Origin of the sequence: Streptomyces silaceus (assembly GCF_001419745.1) — a bacterium.
Classification (GTDB): Bacteria; Actinomycetota; Actinomycetes; order Streptomycetales; family Streptomycetaceae; genus Streptomyces; species Streptomyces silaceus.
This window is the reverse complement of sequence record NZ_LIRJ01000058.1, coordinates 16976-43219: the sequence shown is the minus strand read 5'-3', so window position 1 is coordinate 43219 and position 26244 is coordinate 16976. Positions and strand designations below refer to the sequence as shown.

Below are 26244 nucleotides of genomic sequence, written 5' to 3'. Positions count from 1 at the left end.
GCCCGCGCGCGGGCCGAGGTCGACGAGGTCTGGGGCACCGAAGGAGAACCCGCCTACGAACAGGTGGCCAAGCTGCGCTACGTACGCCGGGTGCTCGACGAGTCGCTGCGGCTGTGGCCGACCGCTCCGGGGTTCGCCCGCGAGGCCCGCGAGGACACCGTGCTCGGAGGCGTCCACCCGATGCGCAGGGGCGCGTGGGCGCTGGTGCTCGCGGCGATGCTGCACCGCGACCCGGCGGCGTGGGGCGAGCGCCCCGAGGAGTTCGACCCCGACCGGTTCGCCCCTTCGGCGGTACGGGCTCGGCCCGCCCATGTGTTCAAGCCGTTCGGCACCGGGGCACGCGCCTGCATCGGACGTCAGTTCGCCCTGCACGAGGCGACGTTGGTGCTCGGCCTGCTGCTGCGCCGCTACGACCTGCACGCGGACCCCGCCTACCGGCTGCGCGTCGCCGAGCGGCTCACCCTCATGCCGGACGGCCTCACCCTGCGGCTCACCCGCCGCGCCCCGGCCGCGTAGGGCGCCATTGTCAGACCCGTGCGCGAGAGTGGAGGTGGCATCCTCCCGATGCCTTTCACGCCACCCCAGCGCAGAGGAGTCGCTCGACATGACCGGCACGACGTCCGAGGAACTGCTCGCCGCCCAGGCCTGCTTGCGCCTGCTGCACACCGCGCGCGCCGCGCTGTCCGACACCTCGTCGGTCTCCCCCGCCGCCGCGGCCTCGCTGCTCGCGGGCCCGCTGGCGGAGGCCGACGACGCGCTGCGCCGCGCGGGCCTCGCCGGCAACGAGGCGGCCCTCCTCGACCGGATCTACGACCTCGCGCCGCCCCCACGAGCCTGCGAGGGGGCCGGCCGCCCCGTGCTGCCCGCCCCGGTGGCCCGGTCCTGTGCGCGGGAGGGCAGCCAGTCATGAGCGGGACGAAGGACGGCACCTCCCAGGGCAACTCCTCGTACGGCCACAAGGAGTTCAAACGCTCCAAGAGCCACTTCGCGGACCGCGTCACGGCCGACGGCGCGGACGGCTGGCCCGTGGAGGCGGGGCGCTACCGCCTGGTGGTGAGCCGCGCCTGCCCCTGGGCGGGCCGGGCGCTCATCGCGCGGCGCCTGCTCGGTCTGGAGAGCGCCGTGTCGCTGGCCGTCACGGATCCGATCCAGGACGACCGGAGCTGGCGGTTCACACTGGATCCGGACGACCGCGACCCCGTCCTCGGCATCCGCTTCCTCAGCGAGGCGTACGAGGCGCGGGAGACAGGCTATCCGGGCGGCGTCAGCGTCCCCGCGATCGTGGACGTGCCGAGCGGCAAGCTGGTCACGAACGACTTCCAGCAGATCACCCTGGACTTCGCGACCGAGTGGACGGCCCTGCACCGGCCCGGCGCCCCGGATCTGTACCCGGAGGCGCTGCGCGACGAGATCGACGCCGTCATGGAGGGCGTCTACCGCGACGTCAACAACGGCGTGTACCGCGCCGGTTTCGCCCCCGACCAGGCGACGTACGAGGCCGCGTGCCGCGAGGTGTTCCGCCGTCTGGAGCTGCTCTCCGAGCGGCTGGCCGGCCGGCGCTATCTGGTCGGGGACACCCTGACCGAGGCGGACATCCGGCTGTTCTGCACGCTGGTGCGGTTCGACGCCGTCTACCACGGCCACTTCAAGTGCAACCGCCACAAGCTGGCCGAGGACCCGGTGCTGTGGGCGTACGCCCGCGATCTGTTCCAGACCCCGGGGTTCGGCGACACGATCGACTTCGACCACGTCAAGCGCCACTACTACCAGGTGCACACGGGCATCAACCCGACCGGCATCGTGCCCCTGGGGCCGGACCTCGCGGGGTGGCTGACGCCGCATCAGCGGGAGGAGCTGGGCGGACGGCCGTTCGGCGACGGTACGGCGCCGGGTCCGGTGCCCGCCGGGGAGGAGGTACCGGCCACCGGGCGCCCCTGAGGACCTGGAGCGCGGAGGTCCGGGGACCGGGGCCGCGCCGGCGGGCCGCCCGTCGACTCAGCCCAGGTCCGCGATCGGGTCCTTGCCCGGCTGCCAGGTGAACTTGTCGCCGCCCACCCAGCGCACGGCGTCCGGGTCGTCCAGGTCCTTCACGGTGATGCCCGCCATCGCCGCCGCGTCCAGGACGTCCGTGACGGACTTCGCCTTGCCCACCACCTCTCCGTCGATCTCCACGATGCGGAACGGCGGGGTGCCGTGCTGGACGCCGAGCACGGTGATCCGGGGGTTCGCCAGGTACAGGTACGCGCTTTCGCTCATGCCCGAAACTCTCCCAGGCGGGCGGCACGGCGGCCTCGCCAGTCGGCCGCTCGGGCTAGGGCCGCGACGCCCGTCGGCCCGTCGCCGTCCGCGCCCGTCGGACGGTCACCCCGCCCAGGCGGGCGTCCAGGTCGCGCCGTCGTGGTCACCGCCCCCGTGGGCGCCCAGATGGTCGCGGAGCGCCCCGAGCGCGGGGTGCGGGTTGTCGTCGCGCCAGATCAGGGAGTGCGGGTAGACCGGGGTCGGGTCGTGCACGGGGATGCGGCGCAGGTCGTCGTCGGCGGGCCAGACGAGCCGGGTCTGCTCGCCGACGAAGGTGGCGAGGCCCGGGGTCTCCGCGATGGTGTCGAGGAGCGGCTCGGTGCCGAAGTCCGGCCCCGTCACCTCGATGGTCAGCCCGAACGCGGCGGCGAGCTCGTCGTAGTAGGCGGCCCACTCCGTTCCGCTGACGATGCCGGGCATCCAGATCCGGTGCCCGGCGAGCTGGGCGGGGGTGACCGAGCGGGCCCCGGCGAGCGCGTGGCCGGGGCCGGTGAGGAGCTGGATCGGCTCGTCGTGGACCCGGGCGGCCTCGACGCCGTCGGGCAGCCGGCCGACGGGCTGGGTGACGGCCCGGAACGCCGCGTCGATCGTGCCGGAGCGCACCGCGTGGACGGCGGCCTCGACGTCGAACAGCGTCACGACGTCGAGCGGGGTGTCGGGGTTCGCGCGGTGGAAGCCGCGCAGCAGCCCGGCCGGCGCGAGCCTGCGGCCGATCACGTCGACGCGCAGGGCACGGCTGCCGGGCCGTACGGAGGCGGCCGCCCGCTCCTCTGCCTGGAGGAGGGCGCGGGCGTGCGGCAGGAACGCCTGACCGTCGATGGTCAACCGTGCGCCGCGCGCGGTCCGGGTGAACAACCGCACCGCGAGGTGCTTCTCCAGCCCGGCGATGCGCTTGGAGACGGCCTGCTGGGTGATCGACAGGTCCACGGCGGCGCCCTGGAACTGGCCCGCGTCCGCGGCGGCGACGAAGGCCCGCACAGCATCGAGATCCATGGCGGCCACCCTAGACGTGCGCTCTCCCCGGACGCACAACCCACGGTTGTGGCTCCGAGGGGGTCCGGTTGTTTGATCGGGGCCAGGTCAGTCGCTTGGATGGCGCGGGGCGACACGGGGTCGCCCGGCGACGACGGCGAGGAGAGCACACGGCATGGGGGACCGACCGGGGAGACGGTCGCTGGGGCGACCGTTCGGATGGCTCTGGGCGTCGTACGCGGTCAGCGCGTTCGGCACGCGGCTGGCCTTCGACGCGTTCCCGCTGGTCGCGATCCTGGTGCTGCACGCCGGGACGACCGAGGTGGCGGTACTGGCCGCCACGGGGCTCGCCGTGGGCGCGGTCGCGGCGATTCCGCTCGGGCCGTGGGTGGAGTTCCGCCGCAAGCGGCCGGTCATGGTGGCCATGGACCTGGTGCGGTGCGCGGCCCTGCTGAGCGTGCCCGCGGCGTTCGCTGTCGGGCTGCTCGGCTTCGCACAGCTCCTGGTGGTGTCGGTGGTGGTCGCCGCGGCGGACATCACGTTCGGCGCGGCGAGCGGCGCGTACCTCAAGTCGCTCGTACGCCCGGAGGACCTGCTCGTCGCGAACGGCCGGTTCGAGTCCACGACCTGGACGGCGACCATGCTCGGGCCGCCGCTCGGCGGAGCCGCGATCGGATTGTTCGGTCCCGTGACGACCGTGGTGGCCGACGCGGTCAGCTATCTGCTGTCCGCCGCGGGGATCCGCGCGATCGGCGGCACGGAGCCGCACCCGGTGCGCTCCGGCGCGGCGCCGCGGATGCGCGCGGGTGACGTGTTCGACGGCTGGCGGTTCATCCTGGGCCATGCGGCGCTGCGCCCGCTGTTCCTGAACGCCGTGCTGGTCAACGGTCTGATCATGGCGGTGACGCCGCTGATGGCCGTCCTCATGCTCGGCCCGCTCGGCTTCGCGCCCTGGCAGTACGCCCTCGCCTTCGCGGTGCCCTGCGCAGGCGGTCTGGCCGGCTCGCGGCTGTCCCGTCGCCTCGTCGCGCGGTTCGGGCAGCGCCGGGTCCTGCTCACTTCCGGTGTGCTGCGCGTGTGCTGGCCCGTCGGTCTGGCCTTCGTCGGCCACGGCGCCGGCGGGCTCGTGCTGGTCATGGGCGTGGAGTTCGGGCTCATCACCTGCTCGGCCGTGTTCAACCCGGTGCTCGCGACCCAGCGCCTGGAACTGACCCCGCAGGACCGGGTGGCGCGCACCCTGACCGCCTGGTCGGTCAGCAGCAAGGCCTCCATCGCCGCCATAACCGCCCTGTGGGGGCTGCTCGCGGCGGTGACGGGCGTCCGCGCCGCGATCGCCCTGGCCGGTCTCCTCATGCTGGCCACCCCGCTGCTGCTGCCGCTGCGCGATCGTGCGACGCGGGTGAGCGGCGGCGTGCCCGCGCCTCACGGGGAGCGTGCGGCGGGGCAGGGAGAGAACATGGCCCGCTGAGACGGCGGCCACCCTGAGCGGGGACAAGGCGGTCGGTCGCGAGCGCGGTCAGGCGAGCCGCTCGACCGCCTTCAGGACGTGTCCCGCGCCGTCCTCGGCGGCCAGCGTCCGGGCGAGTTCCCTCGCGGACCGTGCGTACGCCTCTTCACCGACCACGCGGCCCAGCGCCTCCGCGAGCCGGGGCGCCGTCAGTTCCGCGAACGGGACCGGGGCGGTCGCCGCGCCCAGGGCCGCGAGACGGCCGGCCCAGAACGGCTGGTCGGCGGTGACCGGCACCGGCACGGCGGGCACCCCGGCCCGCAGCCCCGCCGCCGTGGTGCCCGCGCCCGCGTGGTGCACCACGGCCGCGACCTCGGGGAAGAGCAGGGCGTGCGGCACCTCGCCGACGGTGAGGAGGTCGTCGCCGGACGCGGCGAGTCCGGCCCGGCCCGTCTGGAGCACACCGCGCAGCCCGGCCGCGCGGAGCGCCTGCGCCGCGATCCCGCCGAGCCGCTCGCCGTCGCCGGCGGCCATGCTGCCGAACCCGATGAACACCGGAGGCGGTCCGGCCCGCAGGAAGTCGTCCAGCTCCGCCGGAAGCGGGGTGGCCGGGTCGTGGTGCGGCCACCAGTTGCCGACGACGTCGAGCCCGGGGCGCCAGTCCGCTGGGCGCGGCACGACGGCCGGGCTGAAGCCGTGCAGCACCGGCCAGCCCGCGCGTTCCTGGCGGGCCCGGACGGCCCTGGGCGCGGCGGGCGCGAGTCCGAGGCGGATCCGCAGGTCCCGCGCCGCGTCGGTGTAGACGCGATCGACCATCCGCAGGGAGAACCGCCCCAGGGCACGGTTGCCGGGACCGCCGAGCGAACGGGTGCCTCCGACGGCCGGCGGGAAGGCCCGTGTCGGGTGCGCCGGTTGGAGATACGCGCCGATCGCCGGGACGCGCAGTGCCTCGGCCAGGTGCCAGCCGAGCGGCGCCGTGGTGGTGGACAGCACCAGCAGGTCCGCGCCCCGCACGGCGGCGTCGGCCAGGCCGCTCCCGAAGTCGCGTACGAAGGCGGCGGCAGCCCGCAGGAGCTCCTTGCGCCCGCCCGCGCGATGCCCGGTGTCCACGTCGCCGGGCACCTCGCGGAACCTCAGCCCGGCTGCCTCGACGAGCGGCGCGAAGGTGCCGTGGGTGGCGAGCGCGACGTCGTACCCGGCCTCGCGGAGCCGGACGCCCAGGCCGGTGTAGGGGGCGACATCGCCGTACGAACCGGCGGCGGTGATGAGGATGCGGGTCATCGCTTTCCTTCGGGTTCGCGGCGGGAGCCAGGTCCGTCGCACGGGCGGTCGGGGCCGTCGGATGCGCCGGCGCGTCCGTCGGGTGGGGAGCCGTCTCGCACAGGACCCTCAACCTCAGGTCCAGGGTGAGGGTTCACTCGATGTTCGTATCCGTGTTCGCAGCCGTCCCGAGGGTCCGAGCCGCCCTCGGAGCGCTCGTCGGCGTCCGCCCTGACCCGGGCATTCGCCGCTATCGCCGTCCGCAGATAAGCGGCCAGTCCCGGCCGCTGGCGGGACGGCGGCACGACGAGGGCGAAGGCCCGTGGGTCGTCGACGAAGTCGTCCGCGATGCGCAGGTGCATCTCGGGCGGGCACGGGGTGAACCAGCGGGCGATGTGGAGCCGGTGCGCCTCGGCCAGTTCCCGGGCCCGCGCCCCCTCCGCGGGCTCTCCCGCGTCGTGGGCGGCGAGGAGGTCCTCCCGCCAGCGCGCGGCCTCCCCCATGAGCCGCGCCCAGTCCTCCTTGGAGTGCTCGGCGGCGCTCTTCATCGCCGTCCGATGCCCCTCGCTGTCCTGCCATTTCAGTTCCGCCTCGGTGGCGTAGCTGAGATCGAAGGTGATCTCGCCGAACACGTCGAACCGTTCCTGCGGACTCAGGCGCACCCCGGTCTGCTGGACCTCCATGGCGCGCTCGGCGACCGTCACCAGGCGCTCCAGCTTGTCGATCTGCTCGCGCAGCGTCCGGCGCCGGGCCCTGAGCTGGTCGAGGGCGTTGGCCTGCGGGTCGGCCAGGATCTCGGCGATCTCGTCGAGGGCGAAGCCCAGCTCGCGGTAGAAGAGGATCTGCTGAAGGCGGGCCAGGTCGGCCTCGCCGTAGAGGCGGTAGCCGCCCGGGCTCCGCTCGCCGGGCGTGAGCAGCCCCGCGCGGTCGTAGTGGTGGAGGGTACGGACGGTGACCCCCGCGAAGCCGGAGACCTGCCCGACGGTGTAACTCATGGACCTCGCCTTTCGTCGTCGTACAGCCTGGAGCCTGACGCGACGTGAGGGTCAACTCAGGGCCGTCGCAGCGATCCCGGGGTGCGCCCCGCGAACCGGCGGACGGCGCGGGTCAGATGCGCCTGGTCCGCGAAGCCCGCGTCGGCGGCGGCCCCGGCGATGCCGCCCGTGCCGCTCCCGTCGACCAGCGCGGCGACGGCGGCCCGCAGCCGCCGCCACTGCCGCAGCGTGCTCAGCGGAATGCCCACCTCCGTCGCGATCAGGGCGCGCAGCCGGGCCGGGGACAGCCCGAGGTCCGCGGCGACGGTGTCGATGCGGGTGGCGCGGGCGGACGCGCGTACGGCCTGGGGGATTCGGGGGTCGACGACGGGAGCAGGACCGGTCAGCGCGACCAGTTCGGTGCGCAGGGCCTCCGCGTCCGGGCCCGCGCCGTCGCGGGCCGCGGCGAGAAGCCGTCGTACGGTCCGGCGGTCCAGCCAGGTCGGCCCGGCGGGGCTCGCCCGCACGCACCAGGGTTCGAGGAGGGCGGCCACGAAGGCGGACGACGTGGCGCACGTGTGGGTGTACTGCGGCGGCACCAGGACGCCCGCGCCCGCCCGCTCCCCCACTCGCGCGTGGCCGCCGTCGGGCAGGACGAGCTTCCAGGCGGGGTGCCGGTGCCGGGCGACCTCGTACGCGCGGGACTCCGTGAAGACGACGGCGTCCTCGGTGACGGCGACGGCTCGGCTCCTCGTGGCGGTGACGGCGACGCCGCGCGCGACAGCTCCGAAGGGCGCCGGGCCGGTTGCCGTGCCGCGAGCGTTCTGTTCAATACGGCGCCCACGGCTCGCGTCGATCATCGCCGGATGCCCACGTTCACCTCTGCCACCCCGGCCCTCGCCCTCGCCGTCTTCCTGTTCTGCACGGCCCTCGCCCACTTCGCGTTCCCCGCGTACTTCCGCACCCTGGTCCCCGTCTGGCTGCCCTCCCCCGCCATCATCGTCGCGGTGAGCGCCCTGGCCGAACTGGCCGTCGCCGGACTGCTGTTCGCCTCCGTGACGCGCGTGGCCGGCGGCTGGGCGGCGGTCGCGCTGATCACCGGCTTCCAGGTGTCCCATCTGGACGCGGCGCGGCACACCGGCTCGGCGACCCGATGGCTGGACACGGCGTGGGGCGTGGCGGCGCGGCTCGCGGTGAACACGGCGTACGTCGCCTGGGCCCTTGCCGTCGTCGCGGCCGGCACCTGAGGGGCGAGGCGGTCAGGCCCCGCCGTCCTCAGGTCAGCTGGCTCATCAGGTGGGCGCAGGCGACCGACTCGTCCTGGTGCCGGGCGAAGGGGTGGCGCGTGCCTTGTTCGTACGCTCCGACCTCCCACTCCCCGTCCTCGATCCTGCGCAGATAGAGGAAGTCGGTCGGTGTGGGAGTCGGTTCGTGGACGCCCTCGATCCAGTAGTAGCCGTCGGACACGCGGGCGGCGCGCAGCGCCGCCGCCAGTTCTCGGACGTCCACGGTGTCAACCCCCAACGGCCGGTCGTTCGGCCCTTCAGTCGTTCGCGGGTTCGAGGTAACCGTTGTCCAGCAGCCACTTCACATTGAGCCGCTGGCCCTCGCCCGGGTTCAGGAAGATCGGGTCGAGCTTGATCTGCTGACCGCCGCCGGGCTGCTCGAACCAGGGGGCGATGCCGCCCTGCCAGACGACGAACGGCTTGGCCACCTGGTACACCCGATAGTCGCAGGCGAAGGCGGCGTCACGCGTGTTGAGGTTCTGCGGGGGCAGCGCGCGCTGTGCGTACGCGTCCCCGGCGGGCGCCAGGTACGAACCGTACTCGGAGCCGAAGCGGTCTAACTCCTCGCCCTCCTGGAGGAGTTCCGGATGCTTGTCGACCCGGCCGTTGACGGTGTCGAAGCCGTCGTTGGGCGGGTACTTCCAGCTGCCGGTGTCCGCCGGGCCCTCCCAGTACTTCTTCAGGAAGGCCTTCGGCGAGAGCTTCCCGGTCCGCTTCCAGTTCTTCAGGAGCGGGCCGACGGGACGCTCCCACTTCTTGGGCAGCCGGTCCGGACCGAGGCGGGAATCGCCCTGGAACTCGCCCGTGCACACGTCGTGCGCCGCGGCCCCGGACGCCGTGGACGCCGGAGCCGTGGACGCCGTGGCGCTCGCGGCGGGCGCGGCCACCATGACGGTGGCGACGCCGAGCGCGGCCAGAACGGTACGGATCCGGATCACAGGACTGTGGTCCACTCGGCAACTCCTTGTGCGTGTCGGCATGTTCGGCACGGCGCGCGTCGGCCGCGCACCCCGCACGGTCGGGATCAACCGCTCGCACACGGTATAAGAGCGGTGGCTCTCCGTGGTCAACTTGGCATACTGCGTACCTTTGTTGGCCGATATCAGCTCCTGCCCCAGCCGCCCCGGCAGGCGAGAGCCCGGTGAAGGCTCCCGCCCCGGCACCCTTGCCGCCGCACGCGCGTACGGGACACTGTGTCTGCCACATCCGTCACCACCGACGCACGAGGTGCAGCCATGAACAACGGAGCAGGGTCGGTCGAGGCGTCCGGGAACGGGCTGGGGCGGCGTCGGTTCCTCGGCGCGCTGGCGGGGGCGGCCGCCGTCGGCGCGGTGTCGTCCGCCTCGGCCTGCGCGTCGCCGGGCCCGCCGGACGGGGAACGCGCGGCGCGGGCCCGCCAGGACTCCGCCTCCTCGGCCGCCCACCGACCGCGCCGGCAAGGGCAGTTGTTCCTGGGGACGTACACCTCACAAGAGGGCGGGGGTTCCGGCATCGGCCTGGCGACGTACGACGACGCCAGCGGACGCATCACCGGCACCGGCACGCTCACCGGCGTCCCCGACCCCTCGTATCTGGCGCCGCACCCCTCGGGCCGCACGCTGTACGCGGTCGACGAACGGGAGAAGGGCGGCGTGACCGCCGTCGCGCTCTCGTCCTCCGGCGAGCACGAGGTCCTCGGCACGCGTGACACCGGCGGCGCGGCGCCCTGCCATCTGTCCGTGCACCCCGGGGGCCGCTGGCTGCTCAGCGCGAACTACGGCTCCGGGAGCGTGGCCGTCCACCCCGTCGACGCGTCGGGCGCGCTGGGCGAGCGGACCGACCTCGTCACGCACTCCGCTCCCCCGCCGGGCCCCGGCCAGTCGGGCCCGCACGCCCACCAGATCATCACGTCGCCGGACGGCCGCCACGTCCTCGCCGTCGACCTCGGCAACGACACCGTCTACACGTACCGCCTCGACGAGAAGGCGGGAAAGCTCAAGCAGGTGTCGTACGCGGGCCTGCGCCCCGGCGCGGGACCCCGCCATCTCACCTTCCACCCCTCGGGCCGCCACGCGTATCTCGCCAACGAGCTGGACAACACGGTCGTGGTCTGCGCGTACGACCCCGGCACGGGCCGTCTCACACCGGGCGAACCGCAGTCGACGGGCACCGGCGAGGGCACCAGTTATCCGGCGCAGATCGTGGTGACGCGCGAGGGGCGGTTCGCCTTTCTCGCCAACCGGGGACACAACAGCATCACGCGGTACGCGATCGAGGACGACGGCGCCCGGCTGCGGCTGCTCGACACGGTCGACGTCGGCGGCGACTTCCCGCGCCAGCTCGCGTTCTCGCCGTCGCAGGAACTGCTGTTCACCGCGAACCAGAAGTCGAGTTCGGTGAGCGTGTTCCGCGTGGACCGGCGCAGCGGCGGGCTCACCCTGGTGGATGAGCCGTTCGCGGCACCGATCGCGGTGTGCGCGCTGCCGCTCTAGCGGCCGGCGCTCCGACGTCTCAGCGGCCGGCGCAGAGCGCCGTGTTCACGACCGCCCGGAAGTCCCGCTCGCCCGGCTTGGTGAGGGGCACCTGGTTGAGGGCGAGCGCGACGCTGCGGCCGTCCGGGCCGACCGCGCCGAGCGCCCGGTGGCCGCCGGGCACCGTCCCGCCGTGCCCCCACCACCGGCCTCCGCACTCCAGCGGGGTGGAGATCAGCCCGAGACCGTAGCGGGCGCCGGGCCAGAGCCGGTCCGGGTCGGCGGGGACGGAGCGCTTCATCTGGGCGAGCCACCGCGCGGGCACCAGCTTGCCGCCGAGGAGGGCGCGGTAGAAGCGGTCGACGTCGGCGGGCGTGGAGACCAGCGCGCCGCCCGCGCCGCCGAAGGTGAGGTTCCACTTGGTGCCGTCGAGGCGGGCGGAACCGGCACCCGCGGGCCCGGCGTCGCCCGCGTCCACCTCAGCGTCCCTGTCCGTCTCCGCGTCCGAATCCGCCTCCGTCTCCGCGTCCGCCTCCGTGAAGTAGCTGCGGGAGTGCGGCCCCCGGATGCGGGTCTCGTCGCCCGGCCAGTACGTGTCGCGCAGGCCCAGCGGCTCGATGATCCGGCGGGTCACCTCCGTCTCGATGCCGTGCCCGGTGACCCGCTCGACGAGGAGCGCGGCGAGGACGTAGTTGGTGGTCGAGTAGTGCCACTCACGCCCCGGGGACGTCTTCGGGTGCGGCATCTTCAGCGCGATGCCGACCAGCTCGCGCGGCTCGAAGTGGCGGTACCGCCACTTCGCCAGGGGCTCGGCGGCGATCGTGTCGACGTGGTCGGGCAGCCCGCTGGTCTGCTGGAGCAGCTGACGCACGGTGATCCTGCGGCCGTCGTAGCCGTTGCCCCGGATCAGCCCCGGCAGATAGCGCTCGACCGGGGCGTCGAGCCCGACCCGCCCCTCCGCGGCGAGCTGTACGACGACCGCGGCGGTGAACGTCTTGCTGGCGCTGCCGATCCGCAGGCGGTCGCCCGCGCTCATCGGGCGCCCGGTGTCCAGGTCGGCGGTGCCCCGGGCGACCTGCCAGGTGCCGCAGCGCCCGCCGGCCACTTCGGCGGCGGCGCCGGGCACGCCGTGGCGCTCCCTGAGGGCGTCGAGCGACGCGACGACCGCCGCGCGCGCCGCGCCGCACTCCGGGGCCGCCGAGGCCACCGTGGCCCCGCCACGCGCACCGGCCGAGGGAACGGCGACCGCCAGGGCGGCCACCACCGAGGCGGACACGACCGCCGCGCGCCCAAGTCGCCGCGCCCTCCCTGTCCTTGAGACCGTCGTGAGCCTCTTGCGTGTCGTCTCACCGCGCCGTCGATGTGTCATGCGGCAAGACGCTAGCGTCACAGCCGCCACAGGACATCAGGGCCGCCTCGCGTCCCGGCCCACGAAGGACTCGGATTCACCGTCATCGTGACCCTGCGCGAGCTGAAGAGCCCGGGTCCGGCCCCACGGCCCCGCCGCCCCCTCCCGTCTCACGGACGGGACAGCCGCCAGTGCCGTGCCTGCGCACGGGCCTGCTCGGCGGGCAGCTCGCGGACCAGGTGGTAGAGGTTCTCGAAGTACTCCTGCCAACGGTTGGGATCGGGCAGGGAATTGTTCGCCCGGTACGCCCGCTCCACCGCCACCAGAGGCTCCATGCTCTCCCACACCGAGATCACCGAGCCGCCCAGATAGCCGGAGACGGGTTCGATGTCGACGACCCCGTGCGCGACGAGGGCGCCGAGGTTGTCGTAGTACCAGGCGAGGTCGCGTACCAGTTCCTGCTCGTCCTGCGGCAGCCCGGCCAGGCCCGAGGACAGGTCACGTCCGGGGAGTTCCGCGTGCACGAAGTGCCGTGCCCGCGCGAGCCGCTCGCTGCGGTGCTCCCGGAAGAGGTCGACCAGGACGGGCAGGGTGTTCGCGTGCTGTGTCAGCCTCAACTGCCGCAGGGACACCAGGCCGGACACCATCAGCGCCACCACCGACACCGCCAAAGCCGCCGTCTCCACCACGCCCCCTTGCCGCTACGGCTTGCTGAAGACGACGTCGCGGGCCCTCGCCACGACCTCGACCTCGTCGCCCAGGGCCCACTCGGCCACCCGCGAGACCGTCGCGGCGGGCACCACGTCGCTGAAGCCCTCGGCCGCCGGGATGTCGTACGTCCCGTGCGCGTCGTGCGGCAGGACGACGCGGAAGTCCCGTTCGACAGCGCCACGGGCCGTCGCGCTGACGCACATCTCCGACATCACGCCGCACACGGCCAGTTCCTTCACACCGGCCTCGCGCAGCAGCTCCTCCAGCCGGGACTCCTCGAAGCCGTCGTCGACGGTCTTGCGCAGGAGGATCTCGCCGCGGTCCGTGTCGACGGGCAGGTGGACCTCCCAGCCCGGCGTGCCCGGCTCGTCAGGAGTGCCGGGCTCGCCGTCGTTCTGCAACTGGACGACGAGCGCGCCGCTCTCGCGGGCCCTGGCCAGCAGATCGCGGACCCGGTCGAGGAGACGGTCGGCGTGGGGCACGGCGCCGTCGCCGCCCACGAAGGCGGACTGCATGTCGACGACGATCAGGGCCTGCACGGGCTCGACGGGCCGCGCGGGCGTGACGGACGGGTCGGACGAGGCGGACGACATGGCGGGGTGCGTGGGATTCGGCTGTGCTGTCACCCCGCCATCATGCCTGCGCGACGTACGCCGCCGCGCTCGATATTGTGCGTGGACATGAGCACGGAACTGACCGTTCTCCTCGTCTGCGCCGCCGTCCTGGTCGCCGTGACGCTCGCCGTCGCGATCGCGCTGCTCGTCCGGCTCGTCCGCACCCGCCGCGCCCTCCTCAGAGCGGGCCTTCCCATCGAGCGCCAGTGGGTGTTCTGGGCGGCCATCGCCTATCTCGTACTCCCCGCGGACCTGCTGCCGGACCCCATCTTCCTGGACGACATCGGTGTTCTCCTGCTGGCCCTGCGGTCGATGGGGTCAGCCGCCGACAGGCCGTCCGCGCCGCGTGGTTGAGAGGCGGGCGCGCATGAGGAGGGCGTGCATGCACTCCGTCACCTGGGTGATGTCGTCGACGGGCTGGTGGAAGGGCAGCCGGACGTCGGCCTGGCCGCGGGCGCGCTCCAGACGCAGGGAGATCCCGTGCATGTCGAGGGCGAGCGGGCGGACCCGCACCACGCCCTGGAGGCTGTCGGGGCCGATGAGCCGGGTGAGCTGTTCGACGGCGTCCGGGTGGGCGTCGGCGAGGTGGGTGAGCAGCCGCGACTCCGCCTCGGCGAGCGGATCGGGCACCGTCAGCGCGAATTCGTCGAGCTCGACGCCCTGGCGCTCGCCGCTGGACTCCTGCAGCACGGCGCAGGTCGGCTCGAAGACGAGGTCCTGCCCGTCGTACGCGAGGGACCCGGAGAGCCACAGCCGCGCGCGGATGCGGTCCCTGAGCGGCACCGGCGCGACGTCGGTGAACTCGACCAGCGTGGACGGTTCGCCGCGCGGCGCGCAGATGACGGCGGCGGCGAGCGCGCTGTCCTCGGGCGGGGACAGCCGGATCCTGCCGTCCTCGGTGACGGAGTGCGCGCCCACGAGTTCGTCCCTGCCGATCTCCGTGGTCACCGCGCAGGACCAGGCGGTGGCAAGCACTGATCGCGCGCGTGCCGCCGCTGTGGGCACGGCCGTGCTGCTGTGACGGACACCCATCCTCAACCTCCATTAGGTAAGCCTTGCCTAACTTATCGAAGATTGCGGAGCGGGGCCAGTACGTCTCAAGGCCCCGCGCGGCGAACCGCGCGGGGCCTTGAGACGTACGCCGGGAGAAGCGACGGGGCGTCAGCGTCCGTCAGTGTCCCCGGGCGATCCACTCCTCCAGGTGGGGCGCCTCGGCGCCGACCGAGGTGCTGTCACCGTGCCCGGTGCGCACCACCGTCTCCGGCGGCAGGGTCAGCAGGCGCTCCTTGATGGACTCCACGATGGTCGGGAAGTCGCTGAAGGAACGGCCCGTCGCGCCCGGTCCGCCGGCGAAGAGCGTGTCGCCGGTGAAGACGGTCCCGAGCGCGGGGGCGTACAGACTGACCGCGCCCCGGCAGTGGCCCGGTGTGTGCAGCACCTTCAGGACCGTGCCCGCGACGGTCACTTCCTGCCCGTCGGCGAGTTCCCCGTCCGGGGCCCGGTCGGGGTGGGTCATCTTCCACAGCTCCGCGTCGGCGGGGTGGAGCAGGATCGGCGCGCCCGTGGCGGCGGCGAGCGCCGGGGCCGCGTCGATGTGGTCGTCGTGGGCGTGCGTGCAGACGATCGCGACGAGCCGCCGCTCCCCCACCGCGGCCGCGATGGCGTCGGCGTCGTGCGCGGCGTCGATGACGACGCACTCCTCGTCGTCGCCCACGATCCACACGTTGTTGTCGACGTCCCAGGTGCCGCCGTCCAGCGAGAACGTACCCGAGGTGACGAGGTGGTCGATGCGCGCCCCGGCCCCGCCGGTGGCCGTCGTCTCCGCCGCCATCAGAACATCACCACCGAACGAAGGACGTCGCCGTGGTGCATGCGCTCGAAGGCCTTCTCCACGTCCTCCAGGGCGATCGTCTCGGTGACGAACGCGTCCAGGTCCAGGCGGCCCTGCCGGTAGAGGTCGATGAGCATCGGGAAGTCGCGGGACGGCAGGCAGTCGCCGTACCAGCTCGACTTGAGCGCGCCGCCGCGCCCGAAGACGTCGAGCAGCGGGAGCTCGATCTTCATCTCGGGCGTCGGTACGCCGACGAGGACGACCGTGCCCGCGAGGTCACGGGCGTAGAACGCCTGCCGGTACGTCTCCGGGCGGCCGACCGCCTCGATGACGACGTCGGCGCCGTTGCCGCCGGTCAGCTCGCGCACCGCTTCGACGGGATCGGTCGAGCGGGAGTTGACGGTGTGCGTGGCCCCGAGGCCCCTGGCCGTCTCCAGCTTCTTGTCGTCGATGTCCACGGCGATGATGCGCGCGGCCCCGGCGAGGCCGGCTCCGACGACCGCGGCGTTGCCGACGCCGCCGCAGCCGATGACGGCGACGGAGTCGCCACGGCCCACGTTGCCGGTGTTGATGGCGGCGCCGATGCCCGCCATCACGCCGCAGCCGAGGAGGCCGGCCGCGGCGGGCGAGGCCTCCGGGTCGACCTTGGTGCACTGGCCGGCCGCGACCAGGGTCTTCTCGGCGAAGGCACCGATGCCGAGCGCCGGGGACAGCTCGGTGCCGTCGGTGAGGGTCATCTTCTGCTGGGCGTTGTGCGTGTCGAAGCAGTACTGGGGGCGGCCGCGCAGGCAGGCACGGCACTGGCCGCAGACCGCTCGCCAGTTGAGGATCACGAAGTCGCCGGGGGCGACCTCGGTGACGCCCTCGCCGACCGATTCGACGACGCCCGCGGCCTCGTGCCCGAGCAGGAACGGGAAGTCGTCGTTGATACCGCCCTCGCGGTAGTGCAGATCGGTGTGACAGACCCCGCACGCCTGGACCTTCACCACGGCTTCTCCGGGGCCCGGGTCGGGGACGACGATCGTCTCGATGCGTACCGGCTCGCCCTTCGCGCGTGCGATCACGCCCTGCACCTGCTGCGCCATGACTTCAGCCCTTCTTTCTCTTCACGTCTTACCTGCCACATCGTTACAGGTCGAGCACCGGCCGTCCCAGGGGGCACCGACTGCTTCCAGGACAGTGCGGGTGCTACGGGTGGGCGTCAACGCCTCATGCGAGGCGGGCCGCGCTCCGACGGTGACACGATCTAGGGTGAACGCGTGCGTGAACTCGCCGCCAAGGCCCTCCTGCCGGTCGACACGGCGCTCGCCGTGGCCCTGCTCGCGCTGCTCCTGGCAGCCGCCACGACAGCCGCCGTCTTCCGCCTCGCCCCGGACGGGTCGCGCGGCAGGGCGCGCGAGATCCTCGTCGCGGGGGTCCGGGCGGCCGCCCAACTGGCCGTCGTCTCCCTCGCCATCGGGTGGGTGGTGCACCACACGGCGGCTCTGTACGCGTTCCTCCTGCTGATGTTCGCCGTGGCGACCCGCACGGCCGGCCGCCGCATCACGCCGAACGCCACGTGGTGGTGGGCGGCACTGCCGATCGCGGGCCCGGTCGTCCCCGTGGTCACCGGCCTGACGCTCGCGGGCCTGTTGCCGGTGCGGGGCATCGCCATGATCCCGGTGACGGGCATCCTGATCGGCGGGGCCCTCACGGCGACGGTCCTGGCAGGCCGCCGCGCCCTGGACGAACTCCACACCCGGTACGGCGAGTTCGAGGCGGGTCTGGCACTGGGCCTGCCGGCCAGGGAGGCCCGCATGGAGGTCATCCGCCCGGCGGCGTCCGACGCGCTCCTGCCGGGCCTGGACCAGACCCGCACGGTGGGCCTGGTCACGCTCCCCGGCGCCTTCGTGGGCATGCTGCTGGGCGGGGCGTCACCGGTGCTGGCGGGGGCGGTGCAACTCTTCGTCCTCATCGCCCTGATGGCGATCCAGGCGATGGCGGTGTCCCTCACGACGGACCTGATCGCCAGGGGCCTCCTGCACCGAACGGAACAGTGACCCCCGGCATTCGCGTCAAAGCCCTCAGCCCATCGCACGGCAGGTGTCATGCTGACGGCCCGAAAGCGGGAGCCGGCAGGGGGACAGGGCCATGGCACGTGCGGAACGAGCGCAGTTCGTCACCGACCCGACCGAACAGGCCGCAGAAAGGATGTTCGAGCCGAAACTGGAGAAGCTCGGCCTCACCCGGGAGAAGATCGAGGCGCAGAGCCTGGAAGAACTCCAGACCACACTCGTCACCGTCAACCACGCCATCGACCACCCCGATTCCTTCGGCGTGCTGAAGATGAAGATGACCGCCAACATGGGCGCGATCATCGTGCGCAACGAAGCCGAAGCCCACATCGAGGTGGGAATTCTCCCCATCCTGCTGGAGCGCAAGGCCCTGATCCTGGAGCGCATCAACGCACTGCGCCCGACGGAGCAGGTACGGAGCTTCCGCCAGGAAGTCATCAACACGGTGACGGACCCCGAGATGCAAGAACATCTCCTCAAGGTGCTGGACGAACGCGCCGAGAAGGAAAAGGATCTGTCGACCAGGATCGAGAAGGAATCGGAAGAGAACACGTCCCTCATGAGGGAGATGAAACACCTCAGAGAGATGTTCGCCGTGGACAAGCTGCAGAGCCGCCTGGAGAAACTCGAAGAGGACACCAAGCGGATCGAGTCGGAGAAAACGAGCAAGTTCGAGGCCCTGACGATTGCGATGGGCCTTCTCATGGCTCTCGGCTCCCTGGCCGGCATCATTCTCGCCCTGGTCCGCTGGACGACGGGCTGAGTCCGGCACGCGGCGCTCGGTCCAGGGGCTGACGGGGCGCCGTCAGGTGGGGCGGGCCGTGTCGTAGGGTCGCTGGCATGTCTGTCTACGACGCAGTAGAGATCGAGAGCCTTCAGGGCGGCCCTGCCGGCCTTTCCCAGTACCTGGGCAAGGCCGTCCTCGTCGTCAACGTCGCCTCCAAGTGCGGGCTCACCCCGCAGTACGCGGGTCTGGAGCGGCTGCACGAGCAGTACGCCTCGCGTGGGTTCAGCGTGCTCGGCGTGCCCTGCAACCAGTTCATGGGGCAGGAGCCCGGTACGTCCGAGGAGATCGCCGAGTTCTGCTCGGCCACGTACGGCGTGACCTTCCCCATGACCGAGAAGGTCGACGTCAACGGCGACGGGCGGCACCCGCTGTACGCCAAGCTCGTCCAGGCCGCCGACGCCGAGGGGCACACCGGCGACATCCGGTGGAATTTCGAGAAGTTCCTGGTCGACGCCGACGGCGAGGTCGTCGCTCGCTTCGGGCCCCGTACCGAGCCCGACGCCCCCGAGGTCGTCGCCGCCATCGAGAAGCACCTTCCCGCCTGACGGGTCCGCCTCCCGGCGCCGGAGCACCGCTTCGGCGCCGGGGCTCGGCCCCGCCCCCGGACGCCACCGAAGTGACCACCCGATACGCCCGACTGACGGTGCGATACCTCCAGCCGGGCCAAGCCGATCTGCGGACTCCCGGCGGCGCTCCTACGGTGGCTGAATGGTCATCAGGCACCTTCCGCGTTCCTCATCCGTACGCACCGCCGCCCTCACCATCGGGGCCCTGGTCCTCCTGTCCTCACCGGTCTCGGCCACCGAGGTCCCGGCCGAACCGGCGCCTCCCGGGCCGCTCCCCGCGTACTCGTCCACGCTGCTCGACCGGCCCGGCACCCAGGTGCGGCCGAACCGCGGCGCGCCCGGCCTGCCCGGCGACGTGTCCGCCCTGTCGTGGGTCGTGGCCGACGCCGCCACGGGCGAGGTGCTCGCCGCGCGGAACGCGCACCGGCGGCTGCCGCCCGCCTCGACGCTCAAGTCCCTCTTCGCCCTGACCGCCCTCCCCCGGCTCGACGCGGACATGCGCCACGTCGTCACCGAGCACGAGCTCGACGGGGTGGGCGAGGGCAGCAGCCTGGTCGGCGTGGCGCCGGGCCGCGCCTACCGCGTCGCCGACCTGTGGCGGGGCGTCTTCCTGAGCTCGGGCAACGACGCCGTCCACGTCCTCGCGGGGCTCAACGGCGGCGTGCCGAAGACCGTCCAGCAGATGCGCGCCAAGGCCCGCGAGCTGGGCGCGCGGGACACCCACGTGGTGTCGCCCGACGGCTACGACGCCGCCGGGCAGGTCTCCTCGGCGTACGACCTGGCGGTCTTCGGCAGGGCGGGGCTCGCGAACCCGGAGTTCGCCGAGTACTGCTCCACGCGCGTCGCCAAGTTTCCCGCGGGCGGCTGGTCGTATCCGATCCAGAACACCAACCGGCTCCTGACGGGCGCCGACGGCGTGGCCCCCTACCCGGGGCTGCTCGGCGTCAAGAACGGCTACACCAGCCACGCGGGCTCCACCCTGATCAGCGCGGCCCGGCGCGGCGACCGCACCCTCGTCGTGACGGTGATGAACCCTCAGGCAGGCGGCGGCCGTGCCGTGTACGAGGAGACCAGGTCGCTGCTCGACTGGGGCTTCGCAGCGGCCGGGAAGGTACGCCCCGTCGGCTCGCTGCAGGCCCCGGCGAAGAAGGCCGGGACGGCGCAGGGCCCGGCGCCCGCGGCCGCGCAGGCCGCCCTGACCGTGCCGTCCGACGACTCCGACTGGCCCGCGGTCCTGATGGTCGTCGCGGGTGCGGGCGCCCTGGTCGCGGGCCTGGTCGTGGCGGTCCGGCGGCGGGCGGCTACGGTGGCCCGACGCACGGGCGCCCGAAGGGAGTTCGTCGACTGAGCCGGGGCGGGGACGCCGTCGGATGAGGGGAAGGGCCGTCGGATGAGTGATCTGCTGGGAGTCGCCGTGCTCGGCGCCGGCCACATGGGCGCGGACCACGTCCGGCGGATCGGCGGACGTGTCGGCGGGGCCCGCGTCGTGGCGGTCGCGGACCCCGACACGGCGCGGGCGGAGGCGGCCGTGGCGGGGCGCGAGGGCGTGTCCGTCCACCGCGAGGCGCTCGCCGCGCTGAGCGCTCCCGGCGTGGACGCGGTCCTCGTGGCCTCGCCGGAGGCGGCGCACGAGGAGGCCCTGCTCGCGGCCTGCGCGCGTGGCCTGCCGGTGCTCTGCGAGAAGCCCCTCACCCCCGACGCCGTCTCGGCCCTCAGAGTCGTGGAGGCGGAGGCGCGGCTGGGGCGCCGCCTGCTCCAGGTGGGATTCATGCGCCGGTACGACACCGAGTACGCGGCCCTGAAGACCCTGCTCGACTCCGGGCGGCTGGGCCGGCCCCTGCTGCTGCACTGCCGCCACCGGAACGTCTCCTCTCCCCCGCACTTCACCTCGTCCATGCTGATCAGCAGCTCCGTCTCGCACGAGATCGACGCGACGCGCTGGCTGCTCGGGCAGGAGATCACCGCGGTGACGGTGATGCGGCCGACGCCCTCGGAGCAGGCCCCGCGGGGCCTGCTCGACCCGCAGCTCGTCCTCTTCGAGACGGACCGCGGCGCGGTCGTCGACGTGGAGGTCTTCGTCAACTGCGGCTTCGGGTACGAGGTGCGGTGCGAGGCGGTCTGCGAGCGGGGCAGCGCCCGGCTCGGCGACCCGCACGCGGTGGTCGTCCACGAGGCGGGCCACGTACGCGAGGACGTGGCCCAGGACTATCTGACGCGGTTCGCCGACGCGTACGACCGCGAGGTGCGGGCGTGGGTGGACGGCGCCCGGCGGGGCCGGGTGACGGGACCGAGCGCGTGGGACGGGTACGCGGCGGCGGCCGTCGCCGAGGCCGGGGTGGCGGCGCTGCGGGACGGGGCGCGGACCGTCGTGGAGATGGCCGAGCGGCCCGCGCTGTACGGCTGAGTCCGGCGGTCCACGCCTCGGCGGCCGTCAGGGACGCCAGTAGCCGAGCGCGTGCACGCGGTCCTTGGGGACGGACAGTTCCTTGCGTACGTACGCGGACAGGGTCCGGGTCGTCGTGGTGTCGCAGGTGATCCACACGTAGGCGTCGGCGGGGTCGCCGAGCAGGGCGGGCAGCGCGGCCTTCACTTCGTCGACGAGGTGGCCGCCGGGGGCGCGACGCTCGACGACGCGCAGGTCGTGGCGGTCGGGGTCGACGCGCGGCGCGGCCAGGTCGGCGTCGGACCCGTGCTGGGTCTCGAACCAGATGGTCGCGGGCGTCGACGGCAGCGCGGACAGCAGGGAGTGGATCGCCGGCAGCGCGGCCGCGTCTCCGACGACGAAGAGCCGCGCGGGAGCGGGTTCCGGCGTCTCGAACCCGGTGCCCTGGACGGTCGCCGCGATCGTGTCGCCCGGCGACGCCTTGCGGGCCCACGCGCTGGCGGCACCGTCGTGCAGCGCGAACTCCAGGGTGAACGTGCCCTTGTCCGGGTCGGGGTCCACCAGCGTGTACGCGCGCTGGTGCGGCTTGCCGTCCCGGTCGAACCAGAGCCTGACCCACATCGTGGGGTGCACGCCGGTCCGGGCGAGCATGCCGCCGTCCGTGACGTGGATGCGCCGGTAGTACTCGGTGACGTCCTCGACGCCCGTCACGGTGAACTCGAAGTCCTTGCCGCGCATCAGCTTGAGGACGACGCCCTCCCAGCCATGACCCGCCACGGTTCCCCTCCCCTGAACGAAGCCCATGGGTACGGTGAACACACCCGCGAGCCAACTGCGTTAGGGGAGCCTAACCTAATCAATGGAGCTCAGACGCCATCGAGGAGGCGCGAGAGCCCCCGGTCGAGGTCCAGGCCCGCCTCCTCCTCGCCCGCGGGCACCACCGCGTAGGACCGCGTCAGGAACCGGCGCAGCGTGACCTTGTCGAACTGCACCAGGGCCAGCCCCTGGTGCGAGTGGAACTCCAGGACCGTGCGGGCCCGCCCGCACGGCCACACGTGCACGTCGCCACTGCCCGCCGGGGCCACGAGGCCCTCCTCCAGGAGCTGGCGCGCGAAGATCCAGGTGACCTCCACGCCGTCGAGCGAGGCCTGCGAGGGGAAGGTGATCTGGACGGCCAGGGGGTCCGCCGCGGCGTAGCGCAGGACGACGGGCAGGGCACGCTCCTGCCCCTCGGGGGCGATGAGGCGGGCACGGGCGGGCTGTTCGAGGGTGACGGCCATGATCGAGCTCCACTCCTGGTGTTCCGGTTCTCGGGATTCCTGCCGGGAAAGTCCCGTCGTCGGGGATTCCGGTTCATGGACTCCCACCTGTACGACCCCGCGCAAAGGGGGGTCATTACGGCAACACGCCAAGAGATCCATGTGACCTGCGCCACCCACCCCCCAAAAGTCCGACATTTGTCGCCTAGAGTTTCGAACTCGCCCGAACCCCCCAGCGGGACCGGGAACGTCCGAACCCTCCGCAGCGGGAACGGGAGAGTGCCCTGCCATGACCGACGTCCCCTCCGACGTCCCCACCGGCATATCCGCCGTGCCCGCCGGTGGCGCACCGGCCGGCGCGGCCGAGCCTGCCGCCGCGCCCGTCCGTGTGCCCGTCACAGCGGATTACACACGCGTCTTCGAGGAACAGCAGTCCCGTCTCGTCGCCTACGCGCGCTCGCTCACCGGCAACGCCTGGGTCGCCGACGACCTCGTCGCCGAGGCCCACTTCCGGGTGTGGCGCCGGCTGTCCGCGGGGCACGAGATCGAGAACGTACCCGCGTACCTGATGACGACCGTGCGCCACCTCGCGGCGACGGTCGGCCGGGGCGCGGCGGGCCGTGAGACGCCACTGGACCCGCAGGCCCCCGAGACCGTCTGGGTCACCGGCGCGGGCGACTCCCCCTTCGGCGCGGGAGGCGAGGAAGCGGACCCCGCGGCCCGCGTCTCCTCGGTCGACCTGCTGACGCGCGTGCTCGGGCAGCTGCCCGAGCGCTGGGTGAAGGCGTTGTGGCTGGCCGAGGCCGAGGGGCAGCCCCTCGACGCCGTCGGGCGACGCATCGGCGCGGGGCGCGGCGCCACGGCCGTCCTCCTGCACCGGGCCCGCGAGGGCATGCGGCAGGCGTTCCTGCGCGCGCACCCCGGGGCGCCGGAGGACCCGGCGTGCGAGGGGCACTGGGACCGCATGCCGGCCCACATCCGCGGCGAGGCGTCGACCCGGCAGTCCGAGACGCTGCTGGCCCACCTCAACGACTGCGCGGACTGCCGGGCGCGGCTCGCCGTGCTGATGCGCGCGAACGACCGGCTGCCCGCGTTCGTCGGTCCCGCCCTGCTCGTCTTCGTCCTGGGCGGTTCGGGCACGTTCCTCCTGCCGCTCGCCGCGGGATCGGCGGTGGGTGCGGGCGCCGCGGCGGCCGGATCCGGGAGCCAGGGCGGCGGGCTGCTGCACGGCGTCAAGTACGGGCTGAAGCACGCGCTCACCGGCGGCGGCAAGGTGTCCGTCGCGGCGGCCGGGGCGATCGGCGTGACCGTGGCGGGGGCCGCCGTCGCGGCGGGACTCGCGCTGGGCGGGAGCGGCCAGTCGGCTGCCGCGCCGGAGCCGCGGGCCGCGACGGCGGAGAGCGGGGTCCCGCAGCCGCCGGTACCGCCATGGCGGGCGGCGCCGGGCACGGGGGACGCGCAGGACGCAGGGGGCTCGGGGGACTCCAGGGGCACGGGAGGTTCCGGGGATGCGGGGGATCGGGTGGCGCCGCCCGTGTCGCCCGCGCGGCCCGCGTCGCCCTCGGCGCCGGGCGGGGCGGCCGGGCAGGCACCCGATCAGCCGCGGCCCGTCCCGCCGCAAACGCCGACCGACGCGACGCCGCCCGCGCCCGGGGGCGCGGCGAGCCCCACGCCGGAGCGGCCGACCGCACCACCGGCGAGCCCGACTCCCACGGATCCGGGGACACCCACGCCCACGCCTCCACCGTCACCCACTCCGACGCCGATCGACCCCACGCCGGTCGACCCCACCCCCGTGGACCCGACCCCGGTCGATCCGACGCCCGTCGAGCCGACCCCGGTGGACCCCACACCCGTGGAGCCCACCCCCACGGATCCTCCGACGGAGCCGTCCACCCAGCCCACGCCGGATCCCGAACCCCCGGTCTGCGAGCCCTGGATCGGGCCGATCCACATCTGCCACTGGCCCTAGAGGCGTGCGGGCGTTTCGGCGCCGCGCATCCGCCTCAGCACACGTGGCTCACTCGGCGGAGACCTTGTGGACGGTCGTGTCGTCGGGGTCCAGTCGTCGCCCGTCCGCCGACAGCACCTCCAGCGTGCGCAGGCGCTCCCCCTGCCTGCGGTCGACCAGTTCCGAGTGCGCTTCGCCGGGGGCGAAGAAGTTCTGCTCGCCCCACTGCCGCAGCGCCACGATGACGGGGAAGAGCGCCTTGCCCTTCGGGGTCAGTACGTACTCGCGATAGGCGCTGCCGTCCGAAGCCGGGACCGACGCGAGGACGCCACCGGCGACCAGCGCGCGCAGCCGCGTGGTGAGGATGTTCTTCGCGACGCCGAGGCTGCGCTGGAACTCCCCGAAGCGCCTGCTCCCGTCGAACGCGTCCCGCACGATCAGCAGCGACCACCAGTCACCGATCGCGTCCACCGACCGGGCGACCGGACATTCACTGTCGTCGAACCGCGTCCTGCTGACCATGGCATCCCTCTCTCAAGGCAGTTGCAACATGCTACCAAAGGCGGCTACCGTCACCGCCGGTAGCACCTTGCAACCACCTTGAGAGAGGAACACCCATGCCCGGCAACCACAAGGCCGCGACGACGCGACGGGCCGAGAACGAGAACGCGGCCGCCGCCGCACCCACGACCGGGCCCCGGAGCAGGGAAGCCCCCGCGTTCACCCTGTCCCGCGGCATCGCCCTCCTGTTCGCGGTCGCGTGCGGGGCCGCCGTGGCCAACGTCTACTTCTCCCAGCCGCTCCTGGCGACCATCGGCGAGGAGCTCTCCATGAGCCCGGCCCTCGTCGGCAGCATCGTCACGCTGACGCACGTCGGGTACGGCCTCGGCCTCTTCTTCCTCGTGCCGCTCGGCGACATGGTCGACCGCAGACGGCTGGTCGTGGCGCAGCTGCTGCTCCTGGTCGTGGCGCTCACCGTGGTGGCCGCTGCCCCCACGGCGGGGATCCTGCTCGTGGGCATGGCCGCGACGGGGCTGCTCGCGGTCGTGACGCAGACGCTGGTGGCCTTCGCGGCCTCCCTGGCACCCGCCGCCGAACGCGGGCGGATCGTCGGCCTGGTCACCAGTGGCGTGGTCACCGGAATCCTGCTCGCCCGTACCGCGTCCGGCCTCATGGCCGACCTCGCGGGCTGGCGCTCCGTCTACGTCGCCTCGTCGTCGCTCACCGCCCTGCTCGCCCTGGTCCTGTTCCGCGTACTGCCGCGCCCCAGCGCCGTCGCGCCGACGACGCTGCGCTACGGGCAGCTCCTGCGCTCCACGATCACGCTGTTCGCACGGGAACGACTGCTGCGGATCCGCGCCCTGTTCTGCCTGCTGGCCTTCGCCGCCTTCAGCACCCTGTGGAGCAGCATCGCGCTGCCGCTCAGCGAGGCCCCGTACTCCCTGAACCACAGCGAGATCGGGGCACTGGGGCTGATCGGCGTCGCCGGCGCGCCGGCCGCGAACGTGGCGGGCCGCCTCAACGACCGCGGCCTCTCCCAGCGGACCACCGGCATCGCCCTGGCACTGCTCGCCGCTTCGTGGCTTCCCCTGGCCTTGACCCGCGGTTCGCTCTGGGCCCTGGTCGTCGGGGTGGTCCTCCTGGACCTCGCCGTCCAGGCGGTCCACGTCACCAACCAGACCCTGATCTACGCGTTGCACCCGGACGCGGGCAGCCGGCTGATCGGCGGCTACATGGTCTTCTATTCGATCGGCAGCGCCACCGGCGCCATCGCCGCGACCTCGCTCTACACGGCGGCCGGTTGGGGTGCCGTGTGTGCGCTGGGGGCCGCGTTCAGCTGCCTCGGGCTGGCGCTGTGGGCGTGCACGCGCGAGAGGGCCTCCACATAGCGTTCACCTCCATTCCATTGCAACGCAACGCTCATACACCGTTGCATTACCCTCTAGAACGTTGCAATGAAATATCCATCCCGACCTGCCACTTCACACTCCATGCGCAACAACACCGTTGCCACACCCGCGAACGCAACGTAGCTTTTCCATTGTCAGAAACG

29 protein-coding genes and 1 pseudogene are annotated in these 26244 nt (G+C 73.2%); 14 read left to right on the top strand and 16 right to left on the bottom strand.

Going from position 1 to position 26244, the window contains the following annotated elements:
* The 3 genes from AOK22_RS06685 to AOK22_RS06675 all read left to right on the top strand — a co-directional run.
* A partial coding sequence (locus AOK22_RS06685; protein WP_157872187.1) for a cytochrome P450 occupies window positions 1–516 on the top strand: 516 nt, incomplete at its 5' end.
* Window positions 517–604: 88 nt separating this feature from the next.
* Window positions 605–910: a hypothetical protein gene (locus tag AOK22_RS42560; protein WP_063795206.1), complete on the top strand. Its 306-nt coding sequence runs from the start codon at window positions 605–607 to the stop codon at window positions 908–910.
* Window positions 907–1938 (top strand): glutathione S-transferase family protein, encoded by a 1032-nt coding sequence (locus AOK22_RS06675; RefSeq protein WP_055697639.1) that lies wholly within the window; start codon window positions 907–909, stop codon window positions 1936–1938. Before AOK22_RS42560 ends, AOK22_RS06675 begins: the two co-directional genes overlap by 4 nt.
* A gap of 57 nt (window positions 1939–1995) precedes the next feature.
* Here AOK22_RS06675 and AOK22_RS06670 read toward each other — a convergent pair whose 3' ends face one another.
* Entirely contained in the window at window positions 1996–2256 is a 261-nt protein-coding gene (locus AOK22_RS06670) for a hypothetical protein (RefSeq protein ID WP_055697638.1), read from the bottom strand.
* A 105-nt stretch (window positions 2257–2361) separates the two neighbouring features.
* Window positions 2362–3291 carry a LysR family transcriptional regulator gene (locus AOK22_RS06665; RefSeq protein WP_055697637.1) on the bottom strand — a complete coding sequence of 310 codons (930 nt, stop codon included), beginning with the start codon at window positions 3289–3291 and terminating at the stop codon, window positions 2362–2364.
* A 154-nt stretch (window positions 3292–3445) separates the two neighbouring features.
* Here AOK22_RS06665 and AOK22_RS06660 point away from each other — a divergent pair, with 154 nt between their 5' ends.
* Window positions 3446–4738, top strand: coding sequence for an MFS transporter (locus AOK22_RS06660; RefSeq protein WP_055697636.1), 1293 nt, complete (start codon window positions 3446–3448; stop codon window positions 4736–4738).
* Window positions 4739–4786: 48 nt separating this feature from the next.
* Here the strand turns inward: AOK22_RS06660 and AOK22_RS06655 are convergent, their stop codons facing one another.
* The 3 genes and pseudogenes from AOK22_RS06655 to AOK22_RS40735 form a co-directional block, all read right to left on the bottom strand.
* Complete coding sequence (locus tag AOK22_RS06655; RefSeq protein ID WP_055697635.1) at window positions 4787–5998, bottom strand: glycosyltransferase; 1212 nt, start codon at window positions 5996–5998, stop codon at window positions 4787–4789.
* Window positions 5999–6177: 179 nt separating this feature from the next.
* Window positions 6178–6972, bottom strand: a pseudogene (locus AOK22_RS06650) (MerR family transcriptional regulator); the annotation flags it as partial.
* Between the two features lie 56 nt (window positions 6973–7028).
* Entirely contained in the window at window positions 7029–7811 is a 783-nt protein-coding gene (locus AOK22_RS40735) for a helix-turn-helix domain-containing protein (protein WP_107101871.1), read from the bottom strand.
* Window positions 7812–7817: 6 nt separating this feature from the next.
* On the opposite strand from AOK22_RS40735, the gene AOK22_RS06640 reads away from it, so the two are divergent.
* Entirely contained in the window at window positions 7818–8198 is a 381-nt protein-coding gene (locus AOK22_RS06640; protein ID WP_055697634.1) for a DoxX family protein, read from the top strand.
* Between the two features lie 28 nt (window positions 8199–8226).
* Here the strand turns inward: AOK22_RS06640 and AOK22_RS06635 are convergent, their stop codons facing one another.
* Both AOK22_RS06635 and AOK22_RS06630 read right to left on the bottom strand, forming a co-directional pair.
* Window positions 8227–8460: a hypothetical protein gene (locus AOK22_RS06635; protein WP_055697633.1), complete on the bottom strand. Its 234-nt coding sequence runs from the start codon at window positions 8458–8460 to the stop codon at window positions 8227–8229.
* Window positions 8461–8494: 34 nt separating this feature from the next.
* On the bottom strand, window positions 8495–9127 hold the full coding sequence (locus tag AOK22_RS06630) for a TNT domain-containing protein (protein WP_425264006.1): 633 nt from the start codon (window positions 9125–9127) through the stop codon (window positions 8495–8497).
* Window positions 9128–9472: 345 nt separating this feature from the next.
* On the opposite strand from AOK22_RS06630, the gene AOK22_RS06625 reads away from it, so the two are divergent.
* Window positions 9473–10708 carry a lactonase family protein gene (locus AOK22_RS06625; protein ID WP_055697631.1) on the top strand — a complete coding sequence of 412 codons (1236 nt, stop codon included), beginning with the start codon at window positions 9473–9475 and terminating at the stop codon, window positions 10706–10708.
* Window positions 10709–10727: 19 nt separating this feature from the next.
* On the opposite strand, the gene AOK22_RS06620 is transcribed toward AOK22_RS06625, so the two are convergent.
* The 3 genes from AOK22_RS06620 to AOK22_RS06610 all read right to left on the bottom strand — a co-directional run bounded on the left by AOK22_RS06620 (window position 10728) and on the right by AOK22_RS06610 (window position 13339).
* A complete protein-coding gene (locus tag AOK22_RS06620) occupies window positions 10728–11963 on the bottom strand; it encodes a serine hydrolase domain-containing protein (protein ID WP_055697630.1) in 1236 nt (411 codons plus the stop codon).
* A gap of 242 nt (window positions 11964–12205) precedes the next feature.
* The gene (locus AOK22_RS06615; RefSeq protein ID WP_141753775.1) at window positions 12206–12721 is read right to left on the bottom strand and encodes a DUF4760 domain-containing protein; all 516 of its coding nucleotides are present in this window, start codon (window positions 12719–12721) and stop codon (window positions 12206–12208) included.
* Window positions 12722–12736: 15 nt separating this feature from the next.
* Window positions 12737–13339, bottom strand: coding sequence for an isochorismatase family protein (locus tag AOK22_RS06610; protein ID WP_055697628.1), 603 nt, complete (start codon window positions 13337–13339; stop codon window positions 12737–12739).
* An 87-nt stretch (window positions 13340–13426) separates the two neighbouring features.
* Between AOK22_RS06610 and AOK22_RS06605 the strand changes: the two genes are divergently transcribed.
* The gene (locus AOK22_RS06605; protein ID WP_055697644.1) at window positions 13427–13714 is read left to right on the top strand and encodes a YkvA family protein; all 288 of its coding nucleotides are present in this window, start codon (window positions 13427–13429) and stop codon (window positions 13712–13714) included.
* Here AOK22_RS06605 and AOK22_RS06600 read toward each other — a convergent pair.
* From AOK22_RS06600 to AOK22_RS06590, 3 genes are all read right to left on the bottom strand, one after another.
* A complete protein-coding gene (locus AOK22_RS06600; protein WP_055697627.1) occupies window positions 13679–14392 on the bottom strand; it encodes a DUF2470 domain-containing protein in 714 nt (237 codons plus the stop codon). The genes AOK22_RS06605 and AOK22_RS06600 overlap by 36 nt on opposite strands.
* Window positions 14393–14531: 139 nt before the next feature.
* Window positions 14532–15191, bottom strand: a complete 660-nt coding sequence (locus AOK22_RS06595) for an MBL fold metallo-hydrolase (protein WP_055697626.1) — start codon at window positions 15189–15191, stop codon at window positions 14532–14534.
* Window positions 15191–16276: an S-(hydroxymethyl)mycothiol dehydrogenase gene (locus tag AOK22_RS06590; protein WP_055697625.1), complete on the bottom strand. Its 1086-nt coding sequence runs from the start codon at window positions 16274–16276 to the stop codon at window positions 15191–15193. The genes AOK22_RS06595 and AOK22_RS06590 overlap by 1 nt, the downstream gene beginning before the upstream one ends.
* A 174-nt stretch (window positions 16277–16450) precedes the next feature.
* Here AOK22_RS06590 and AOK22_RS06585 point away from each other — a divergent pair, with 174 nt between their 5' ends.
* From AOK22_RS06585 to AOK22_RS06565, 5 genes are all read left to right on the top strand, one after another.
* The gene (locus AOK22_RS06585) at window positions 16451–17230 is read left to right on the top strand and encodes an ABC transporter permease (RefSeq protein WP_079036385.1); all 780 of its coding nucleotides are present in this window, start codon (window positions 16451–16453) and stop codon (window positions 17228–17230) included.
* 91 nt (window positions 17231–17321) lie between these two features.
* Window positions 17322–18008: a hypothetical protein gene (locus tag AOK22_RS06580; RefSeq protein WP_069885168.1), complete on the top strand. Its 687-nt coding sequence runs from the start codon at window positions 17322–17324 to the stop codon at window positions 18006–18008.
* 77 nt (window positions 18009–18085) lie between these two features.
* Window positions 18086–18577 carry a glutathione peroxidase gene (locus AOK22_RS06575; RefSeq protein ID WP_055697623.1) on the top strand — a complete coding sequence of 164 codons (492 nt, stop codon included), beginning with the start codon at window positions 18086–18088 and terminating at the stop codon, window positions 18575–18577.
* 163 nt (window positions 18578–18740) lie between these two features.
* A complete protein-coding gene (locus AOK22_RS06570; RefSeq protein ID WP_055697622.1) occupies window positions 18741–19946 on the top strand; it encodes a D-alanyl-D-alanine carboxypeptidase family protein in 1206 nt (401 codons plus the stop codon).
* A 42-nt stretch (window positions 19947–19988) separates the two neighbouring features.
* Window positions 19989–21002 (top strand): Gfo/Idh/MocA family protein, encoded by a 1014-nt coding sequence (locus AOK22_RS06565; RefSeq protein ID WP_055697621.1) that lies wholly within the window; start codon window positions 19989–19991, stop codon window positions 21000–21002.
* A gap of 27 nt (window positions 21003–21029) precedes the next feature.
* Here the strand turns inward: AOK22_RS06565 and AOK22_RS06560 are convergent, their stop codons facing one another.
* Window positions 21030–21785, bottom strand: coding sequence for a siderophore-interacting protein (locus AOK22_RS06560; protein ID WP_055697620.1), 756 nt, complete (start codon window positions 21783–21785; stop codon window positions 21030–21032).
* A gap of 62 nt (window positions 21786–21847) precedes the next feature.
* Entirely contained in the window at window positions 21848–22261 is a 414-nt protein-coding gene (gene ssgD, locus AOK22_RS06555) for a spore wall synthesis regulator SsgD (protein WP_055697619.1), read from the bottom strand.
* A 268-nt stretch (window positions 22262–22529) separates the two neighbouring features.
* Here ssgD and AOK22_RS43675 point away from each other — a divergent pair, with 268 nt between their 5' ends.
* Window positions 22530–24212 carry a sigma factor gene (locus tag AOK22_RS43675; RefSeq protein ID WP_055697618.1) on the top strand — a complete coding sequence of 561 codons (1683 nt, stop codon included), beginning with the start codon at window positions 22530–22532 and terminating at the stop codon, window positions 24210–24212.
* A 48-nt stretch (window positions 24213–24260) separates the two neighbouring features.
* Here AOK22_RS43675 and AOK22_RS06545 read toward each other — a convergent pair whose 3' ends face one another.
* Window positions 24261–24713: a winged helix-turn-helix transcriptional regulator gene (locus AOK22_RS06545; protein ID WP_055697617.1), complete on the bottom strand. Its 453-nt coding sequence runs from the start codon at window positions 24711–24713 to the stop codon at window positions 24261–24263.
* A 95-nt stretch (window positions 24714–24808) separates the two neighbouring features.
* Between AOK22_RS06545 and AOK22_RS06540 the strand changes: the two genes are divergently transcribed.
* A complete protein-coding gene (locus AOK22_RS06540) occupies window positions 24809–26080 on the top strand; it encodes an MFS transporter (protein ID WP_079036384.1) in 1272 nt (423 codons plus the stop codon).
* Window positions 26081–26244 lie beyond the last annotated feature (164 nt).

What these genes read in the sequence shown, in the direction of transcription:
- AOK22_RS06560 (WP_055697620.1), bottom strand. Translation starts at nt 21,785, where the DNA reads ATGGGCTTCGTTCAGGGGAGGGGAACCGTGGCGGGTCATGGCTGGGAG.
- AOK22_RS06575 (WP_055697623.1), top strand. Translation starts at nt 18,086, where the DNA reads ATGTCTGTCTACGACGCAGTAGAGATCGAGAGCCTTCAGGGCGGCCCT.
- AOK22_RS06590 (WP_055697625.1), bottom strand. Translation starts at nt 16,276, where the DNA reads ATGGCGCAGCAGGTGCAGGGCGTGATCGCACGCGCGAAGGGCGAGCCG.
- AOK22_RS42560 (WP_063795206.1), top strand. Translation starts at nt 605, where the DNA reads ATGACCGGCACGACGTCCGAGGAACTGCTCGCCGCCCAGGCCTGCTTG.
- AOK22_RS06565 (WP_055697621.1), top strand. Translation starts at nt 19,989, where the DNA reads ATGAGTGATCTGCTGGGAGTCGCCGTGCTCGGCGCCGGCCACATGGGC.
- AOK22_RS06580 (WP_069885168.1), top strand. Translation starts at nt 17,322, where the DNA reads ATGGCACGTGCGGAACGAGCGCAGTTCGTCACCGACCCGACCGAACAG.
- AOK22_RS06595 (WP_055697626.1), bottom strand. Translation starts at nt 15,191, where the DNA reads ATGGCGGCGGAGACGACGGCCACCGGCGGGGCCGGGGCGCGCATCGAC.
- AOK22_RS06540 (WP_079036384.1), top strand. Translation starts at nt 24,809, where the DNA reads ATGCCCGGCAACCACAAGGCCGCGACGACGCGACGGGCCGAGAACGAG.
- AOK22_RS06665 (WP_055697637.1), bottom strand. Translation starts at nt 3,291, where the DNA reads ATGGATCTCGATGCTGTGCGGGCCTTCGTCGCCGCCGCGGACGCGGGC.
- AOK22_RS06600 (WP_055697627.1), bottom strand. Translation starts at nt 14,392, where the DNA reads ATGGGTGTCCGTCACAGCAGCACGGCCGTGCCCACAGCGGCGGCACGC.
- AOK22_RS06605 (WP_055697644.1), top strand. Translation starts at nt 13,427, where the DNA reads ATGAGCACGGAACTGACCGTTCTCCTCGTCTGCGCCGCCGTCCTGGTC.
- ssgD (WP_055697619.1), bottom strand. Translation starts at nt 22,261, where the DNA reads ATGGCCGTCACCCTCGAACAGCCCGCCCGTGCCCGCCTCATCGCCCCC.
- AOK22_RS06545 (WP_055697617.1), bottom strand. Translation starts at nt 24,713, where the DNA reads ATGGTCAGCAGGACGCGGTTCGACGACAGTGAATGTCCGGTCGCCCGG.
- AOK22_RS06640 (WP_055697634.1), top strand. Translation starts at nt 7,818, where the DNA reads ATGCCCACGTTCACCTCTGCCACCCCGGCCCTCGCCCTCGCCGTCTTC.
- AOK22_RS06670 (WP_055697638.1), bottom strand. Translation starts at nt 2,256, where the DNA reads ATGAGCGAAAGCGCGTACCTGTACCTGGCGAACCCCCGGATCACCGTG.
- AOK22_RS06610 (WP_055697628.1), bottom strand. Translation starts at nt 13,339, where the DNA reads ATGTCGTCCGCCTCGTCCGACCCGTCCGTCACGCCCGCGCGGCCCGTC.
- AOK22_RS06655 (WP_055697635.1), bottom strand. Translation starts at nt 5,998, where the DNA reads ATGACCCGCATCCTCATCACCGCCGCCGGTTCGTACGGCGATGTCGCC.
- AOK22_RS06660 (WP_055697636.1), top strand. Translation starts at nt 3,446, where the DNA reads ATGGGGGACCGACCGGGGAGACGGTCGCTGGGGCGACCGTTCGGATGG.
- AOK22_RS06625 (WP_055697631.1), top strand. Translation starts at nt 9,473, where the DNA reads ATGAACAACGGAGCAGGGTCGGTCGAGGCGTCCGGGAACGGGCTGGGG.
- AOK22_RS40735 (WP_107101871.1), bottom strand. Translation starts at nt 7,811, where the DNA reads ATGATCGACGCGAGCCGTGGGCGCCGTATTGAACAGAACGCTCGCGGC.
- AOK22_RS06570 (WP_055697622.1), top strand. Translation starts at nt 18,741, where the DNA reads ATGGTCATCAGGCACCTTCCGCGTTCCTCATCCGTACGCACCGCCGCC.
- AOK22_RS06630 (WP_425264006.1), bottom strand. Translation starts at nt 9,127, where the DNA reads ATGGTGGCCGCGCCCGCCGCGAGCGCCACGGCGTCCACGGCTCCGGCG.
- AOK22_RS43675 (WP_055697618.1), top strand. Translation starts at nt 22,530, where the DNA reads ATGACCGACGTCCCCTCCGACGTCCCCACCGGCATATCCGCCGTGCCC.
- AOK22_RS06675 (WP_055697639.1), top strand. Translation starts at nt 907, where the DNA reads ATGAGCGGGACGAAGGACGGCACCTCCCAGGGCAACTCCTCGTACGGC.